Consider the following 2,870-nt stretch of genomic DNA (forward strand, 5'->3'; position numbering starts at 1 on the left):
AGGAAATGATGCACGTTTTCACATTCAAGTTATCAGTCAATCTGTAGATTAAATTATCGTTGAAGCTGATAAAATAACAGCTTTACCCTATGATATTGTGGTTAAAATTCCGGCCACGGAAATAGGTCTCGTGGCAATAAAAAAGTTACATCAGAAGCAGATACCTCTATTAGCTACGGCAATTTATACAGTTCAACAAGGTTTTTTAGCTGCACTAGCAGGTGCAGATTATTTAGCTCCTTATGTAAATCGAATTGATGTTTTTGGGGGAAATGGTGTAACAGTTGTGGAGCAACTTCAACAACTTGTCCAACAACAACAGCTAAGTTGTTGTTTATTACCTGCTAGTTTTAAAAATCCGCGTCAAGTTTTAGAGGTATTACAAGCAGGGGTTGGTGCTATTACTTTGCCTGTAGGTATAATGGGACAAATGGTTTCACATCCGGCTATACCTTTGGCAGTTGAACAATTTAATACTGATTGGCAACAAGTCTTTGGTGATAAATTAGCTTTTGAAACTTAATGTGACCTGAGTTTTGGATAAGAAAACAGGCAGATAGAGTGACAATACATAAATGGAAGCTAGAGGCATTCAAGGGTGAAGCATATCATGTTCACTTGATAGTAAATTTTTATTCCAACAATAACTTATCTGACTTGATTTCATCCTTTAAATCAGGTAGTAGCAGGATTTTTATGGTAAGCATTCAGCTATCAACTATCAGCGATTAGCGCTACGCCCACGCTACGGGAACAGCTTTTAACTGTAAGCATTCAGCCGTCAGTGGTCAGCCGTCAGCTTTGTGGCACAGGCTTCTAGCCTCTAACGTAAAAGCGATGCAGCGCGGTCTTGGGGGTTTCCCCCACTCGCTATTGCATCAAGACAGAGATTAAACAAATCCTTACCTCTTTTATTCAAAACGGTTTGCTCCTCAAGTAGCGTGGCCATTCGCGTAGCGTGGCCTTTGGCCTTGGCCATTGGCTGATAGCTGATAGCTGATAGCTGAATGCTTACTTTTAACTTATGCGCTACGCCCACGCTACGGGAACAGGCAAAGGCCAACGGCTGACCACTGACCACTGACCACTGACGGCTGACAGCTGACAGCTGACAGCTGAATACTTAGATTAATTTCAATAACATCCTAAAGAATCGCGAGTATCAACACGAGTTATAGGATTAGTACCAGAAGCATTTTTGCTTTCGCATAGCTTCCGGTCTTGGTTATAATCCAAAATTGCTTCCTCGAACCAAAATTGCTTTCTCGAAGTCAGCGCCAGTAATATCTGCACCATTAAATTTAGATTTCGAAATGAATGCATATTCAAAGACTGCATCGGTTAAGTCTGCTCCCTTGAAGTTACATACATTAATGAATGCATCGCTAAAATTGGCTCCATGTAGATTAGCATTCGTGAAATCAACTTTGGTAATATCCGCACCTATAAACTTAGCGTTGCTCAAGTTTGCTGACTGTAAATTGACATTGCTAAAAACAAGGTAACTGAAGTCTTGACCGGATTTATCCTGACCGCTTAGATCCTTGTTTTCAAAGTTAGCGTTAATGGTGGCAGCGCTTTGGGCTTGGGCTGGCAGAGGCAACACTAGAATAGTTAGTGCTAGTAGAAAGGCTGCCAGGTGTAGAAAGTACTTAGCGTACTTCATGAATTGCTCTAATCCTCCTTGTGATTAAACGTTGCTGACAAAGGTAACTATATCAATTTTTGTAGGAGTTTTGAAGAGGGGACTATAGGGCAATTTTCAGCAAGGTTTGAGGGACATTGCTTATGGTTTTAAGGCAAGAGGCAATAGGCAAGAGGCAAGAGGCAATAGGCAATAGCGATGCTTCAAAAAGTAGTATATAAGTTACGGAATTCTGAAGGGAAGCGATTGACCTTGGCCTTTAGGCCACGCTACGCGAATGGTCACGCTACGGGATGCTCGGTACGAGCCGCTACGCGAACGCAAAAAAACAGACTTTACTGAGTATAAATACTTTTTTAATGAATAGGAGTAGAGTGGGCATCCTGCCCGCGCGAAAATATAGCGATGCAGCGCGGTCTTGGGAAGGCAGCGCGGTCTTGGGGGTTCCCCCCATGAGCGACTGCCGTGGTTTCCCCCATGAGGGACTGCATCAAGACATTGAAACTGGCAAGATGCCAGTTCCACGCAAGATGCCTCTCGAACGGGCAAGATGCCCATTCTACAGGTGTGACCCAAGGGCGCGAGCAATCCCTCGCGCCCTTGGAGGCGCGCACCTACTCTTAAAATCATTCCATTATTAAGCAACAGCTTACTTTTTTAGTATCCTTGAAGAACATATTGTCTAGCACTATTTTTTAATCATAGAAAATTTATTTATAAAAAAATTCCTTAGTGAATTGCAAACCGCTGTATTTTGTTTTTGGAATTTACTCTTCAAACTCCTTAATTTTTTTCATGTATTGTTTTGATTTTCCTTCAGATAACTGAAGTCTTTGTTCTTTTTGAATGCGGAAATATTCATTATAAACTTCCTGACTTTCTTTCTGCTCAAGTAAATAATCATAAGGACCTTTGCCAGACAAAAGTTTAACTAATATAGGTGAGATTTCAATAGTGACGAATAAGGCAGTTATTAGCCAATTAATATTACGAATATTCGGATCATCTTTAGATAGTTCTTCTAAAGCAACAAGGCGGGCTAAGAAGCCATTTGATTCTTTATCAATTTTTTCTTGATTCAGTTGTTCTAAGTTACTCTCTGGTGACTGCAAAATTAGGTTACGTTCTTTAAGCTTATCTATTTTATCCTCTTTCTCCTTAACTTTATTATCTAATTCAATGAATTGTTGTTTTATCTCATCTGCATAGTTTCGTTTGTCTTGAA

The 2,870-nt window shown here is 40.4% G+C and carries 7 protein-coding genes; 4 read left to right on the top strand and 3 right to left on the bottom strand.

Annotated elements, in window-relative coordinates:
• Positions 1-55: 55 nt before the first annotated feature.
• Both F6K49_RS39200 and F6K49_RS53820 read left to right on the top strand, forming a co-directional pair.
• Positions 56-523: a transaldolase family protein gene (locus F6K49_RS39200; protein ID WP_293105965.1), complete on the top strand. Its 468-nt coding sequence runs from the start codon at positions 56-58 to the stop codon at positions 521-523.
• A 38-nt stretch (positions 524-561) separates the two neighbouring features.
• Positions 562-732, top strand: coding sequence for a transposase (locus F6K49_RS53820; RefSeq protein ID WP_366514288.1), 171 nt, complete (start codon positions 562-564; stop codon positions 730-732).
• A 91-nt stretch (positions 733-823) separates the two neighbouring features.
• Here the strand turns inward: F6K49_RS53820 and F6K49_RS39205 are convergent, their stop codons facing one another.
• Both F6K49_RS39205 and F6K49_RS39210 read right to left on the bottom strand, forming a co-directional pair.
• Positions 824-1,081: a hypothetical protein gene (locus tag F6K49_RS39205; protein WP_293105957.1), complete on the bottom strand. Its 258-nt coding sequence runs from the start codon at positions 1,079-1,081 to the stop codon at positions 824-826.
• A 144-nt stretch (positions 1,082-1,225) separates the two neighbouring features.
• The gene (locus tag F6K49_RS39210) at positions 1,226-1,666 is read right to left on the bottom strand and encodes a pentapeptide repeat-containing protein (protein WP_293066852.1); all 441 of its coding nucleotides are present in this window, start codon (positions 1,664-1,666) and stop codon (positions 1,226-1,228) included.
• A gap of 177 nt (positions 1,667-1,843) precedes the next feature.
• Between F6K49_RS39210 and F6K49_RS39215 the strand changes: the two genes are divergently transcribed.
• Entirely contained in the window at positions 1,844-1,987 is a 144-nt protein-coding gene (locus F6K49_RS39215; protein ID WP_293073847.1) for a hypothetical protein, read from the top strand.
• Positions 1,988-2,004: 17 nt separating this feature from the next.
• Positions 2,005-2,286, top strand: a complete 282-nt coding sequence (locus F6K49_RS39220) for a hypothetical protein (protein WP_293073849.1) — start codon at positions 2,005-2,007, stop codon at positions 2,284-2,286.
• A 126-nt stretch (positions 2,287-2,412) separates the two neighbouring features.
• Here F6K49_RS39220 and F6K49_RS39225 read toward each other — a convergent pair.
• Positions 2,413-2,870, bottom strand: a 458-nt coding sequence (locus tag F6K49_RS39225) for a DUF4407 domain-containing protein (protein ID WP_293105962.1), incomplete at its 5' end; no start/stop codon positions are given.

This window comes from Moorena sp. SIO3I6, assembly GCF_010672095.1.

Excerpts from the sequence above, each read along its gene's own strand:
- F6K49_RS39220 (WP_293073849.1), top strand. The coding sequence starts at position 2,005 with ATGAATAGGAGTAGAGTGGGCATCCTGCCCGCGCGAAAATATAGCGAT.
- F6K49_RS39215 (WP_293073847.1), top strand. The coding sequence starts at position 1,844 with ATGCTTCAAAAAGTAGTATATAAGTTACGGAATTCTGAAGGGAAGCGA.
- F6K49_RS39210 (WP_293066852.1), bottom strand. The coding sequence starts at position 1,666 with ATGAAGTACGCTAAGTACTTTCTACACCTGGCAGCCTTTCTACTAGCA.